This window comes from Streptomyces sp. 8L (assembly GCF_020176795.1).
GTDB lineage: Bacteria > Actinomycetota > Actinomycetes > Streptomycetales > Streptomycetaceae > Streptomyces.
This window is the reverse complement of record NZ_JAIUKE010000531.1, coordinates 4,549-7,553: the sequence shown is the minus strand read 5'-3', so window position 1 is coordinate 7,553 and position 3,005 is coordinate 4,549. Positions and strand designations below refer to the sequence as shown.

Genomic DNA, 3,005 nt, shown 5'->3' with positions numbered 1-3,005 from the left:
CCCCCCCGCCCCCGCGCGCCCCCCCCCCCCCGCGCCGGCGCCCGCGTCCTCCTCGGCCCCGCGGCTCTCTTGGGGCCGCGGCCGCGCCGCCCCCCCCCCCCCCCCCCCCCCCCCCCCCCCCGGGCGGTTCACGGCAGATCCCTGGCAGATCCCTGGCAGATACCAATGACGGTCCTGAACTGCACAAACACCGAAAACCCCTGAGAAGGAGGGATGAGGCGTTGAAAGCCTCTGCAGCGGTCACGATCGGCGTGGGAGCGACCGCGGCCGTGATCGTGGCCGCGCTCGTCCAAGGCGCCGGCGGCGATCCCCTGTCGACCGCGCTCACCCTGGCCGTCCCCGGCTCGTACAAGTCACTGATCGAGGCGGCGGGAAACATGTGCCCCGAGGTCACTCCGAATCTCCTGGCCGCGCTTATCACGCAGGAATCGGGGTTCAACCCGAAAGCGACGTCGCCGGTCGGCGCGGAAGGCGTGGCGCAGTTCATGCCCGCCACCTGGAAATCCCATGGAATCGACGGAAACGGTGACGGGAAGCGGGACATCTGGGATCCGCGGGACGCGATCCCTTCGGCAGCCGGTTACCTCTGCGACATAGCGAAAAGCGTCAACGACGTGCCCGGGAACAAGCAGGACAACATGCTTGCCGCCTACAACTCCGGCACGGCCGCGGTTCGAAAGTACGGGGGCGTTCCCCCGTACAAAGAGACACAGAACTACGTCCGGACGATCGGTGCACTTGCCCGTCAGCCTGCGCCCGGCGGGAAAAGCCTGGATCCGACGCAGACGGTCACTGCTATCAATGCCGCGCAGCACATGCTCGACACCCCTTATTCGTGGGGCGGCGGAAACGCCAACGGCCCGAGTACGGGAATCTGCTGCTCTCCCGCCGGTCATTCCGGTGCGAGCATCGTCGGTTTCGACTGCTCAGGGCTCACGCTCTACGCCTACGCGCAGGCCGGTATCTACCTGCCGCGCACGGCGGCCGAGCAGTACACCGCTTCCGAGCCGGTAAAGCCCGGAGAGCAGAAGCCCGGTGACCTCGTTTTCTACGGTTCCAGCCCCGCGAGTATCCACCACGTCGGGATCTATGTCGGTGGCGGCTGGATGCTGAATGCCCCGAAGCCCGGCACGAAGGTCAGGTTCGATCCGCTGAATTCGATGACTGACCTGTATGCCATCGCCCGCCCTGTACCCCACGCTCAGAAGGAGATCTGACTTATGCGTACGTTCATCACCCTCGCGAAGCCCGTCGACATGTCCGGCGGTTTCTCCGACTTCTTCAAGACGATCGGCATGACGGGCGGTGGTCTGGTGACCAAGGGCATCGCGGCGGTGATCGCGATCATCGCGCTGCGGATGCTGCTGTCGCTCTCCCACGACCCCAAGGGCGCCCTGCGCAAGGGCTCGACGGCGCTGGGCACGCTGTTCGTCGCCGTGATCCTCGCCCTCTACGGCAGCGAGCTGTTTGCGACCGTCACCAGCGCCAAGAGCTGAGGACCGGCATGCCCAACATCATCACGGCGGCGGGCGATCCGTGCGCCAAGCTCACCGGCCTGGCCCTGGACTACTGCCGAAGCGGAACCCACAGCGGCGGCACGGACCACTGCGCCAACATCCCCGGCCCCGCCAAAGCGCTCTGCGAAAGCGGCGGCGCCGGCGGGGGCGGGGGCGGCACGCTCGGCAACGCCGATTCCTGGCTCCAGGGCCTCGTGCACAGTCTGATCAAGACGCTGACCGAGCTGGTGGCCCCGGGCAGCACCTGGGCGCCGCAGAAGGCCAGCGGCGGCGTCTATACGCCGTTCATGTGGCTCGGGCAGCACCTCGCGGTCGCGATCTTCGTGTGCGTGGTCGTGGTGTGCGCCCTGACCGCATGGCAGGGCGCCCCCCGCCTGCGACAGATGGGCGCCTCGATGGGCTCGGCGCTGGTGGCGGTGGCCGGCATGGCCGCCGTCCCCGGCGCGGTGGCACTGCTGAACAGAGCGGTCAGCGCCTCGTTCTCCGCCATGTTCGACAGTGACGAGTCCAGCCTGTTCGGCGCGATCACCCGCGACATGGAGCACGGCGCGGATGCCCAGAATCCGCTGGCGATCCTGATCATCCTCGGGGCGCTCGTGATCGCGTTGGGGTTCGCGGCGCTGGTGTTCCTGACCCGCAACCTCGGGATCCTCGCGTTCGTCTGCATGGCGCCCCTGGTGCTGGCCTCGCTGGCTCGCAGCGGGGACACGTCGGCGCTCAGGGCCTGGGCGCAGCGCCTGTTGGGGTTGATGTTCTGCCCGTTCGCGCTGCTGCTGGTGGCGCCGCTGGTGAAGGCCGCGCAGGGCGCGCTCGTGGGGGACGCAGTGCTGCTGGTCGCCGCGGACGCGCTCATGCTGCGGATGATTTTCCACGGCGTCCCTTACATCGGTCCTCGGGTGGCCGGCGCGGTGCGGGAGCTGGTGGAGCGCCACACGACCCACCCGGTCGGCCACGCCGTGGTGCGAGCGGGGGTGCCGCGCGTGTATGAGCAGGAGAACGCGCCGCGTGGGCATCGGACGGTGGAAACACCGGGCCGGGCCGTGCACCAGGACCGCGGCGTGCTGTTCGCCGCCTACGGGATCAAGCAGCGCGAGCGCTCACCACGGCTGACGACCGAGTCCGCTGTCGCGAACGCGACGCGGGAGGCGGGACGCAGCGCGCAGATCAGCCAGGCGCGCCGCGAGGCACGAGCCGCCGCGACCGGCTCCCCCACCCCAGAACTCCGCACCACCCCGCCGGGCGGCGGGAACGGCGGGGGCGGTCAGCCGACTCCGGCATCAGGCAACACGGCTCCGGCATCGAACCGGATGTCTCCGGCGCCGGCCGCCCGGCCGACGCCGCCGGGACCGCGCAACCCGTAACCCCCACGGCAGGCACCCGGCCCCGGGGGGGGGCGGGCGGCGCCGGCAGGGCCGGGCCGGCGGGGCCGCGCCCAGGCCCGACCGGCCCGTATGGACAAAACCGAGCACAAGAGACCAGCCACCCCCA

The 3,005-nt window shown here is 70.1% G+C and carries 3 protein-coding genes; all 3 read left to right on the top strand.

Annotated features, from left to right (window positions below; all coding sequences use genetic code 11):
* Window positions 1-221: 221 nt before the first annotated feature.
* The 3 genes from LCE31_RS33405 to LCE31_RS33395 are packed head-to-tail and all read left to right on the top strand — an operon-like array spanning window position 222 to window position 2,878.
* Window positions 222-1,217: a C40 family peptidase gene (locus tag LCE31_RS33405; protein ID WP_225021171.1), complete on the top strand. Its 996-nt coding sequence runs from the start codon at window positions 222-224 to the stop codon at window positions 1,215-1,217.
* A 3-nt stretch (window positions 1,218-1,220) separates the two neighbouring features.
* Window positions 1,221-1,496 (top strand): hypothetical protein, encoded by a 276-nt coding sequence (locus LCE31_RS33400; protein WP_225021169.1) that lies wholly within the window; start codon window positions 1,221-1,223, stop codon window positions 1,494-1,496.
* 8 nt (window positions 1,497-1,504) lie between these two features.
* Complete coding sequence (locus LCE31_RS33395; protein WP_225021167.1) at window positions 1,505-2,878, top strand: hypothetical protein; 1,374 nt, start codon at window positions 1,505-1,507, stop codon at window positions 2,876-2,878.
* Window positions 2,879-3,005 lie beyond the last annotated feature (127 nt).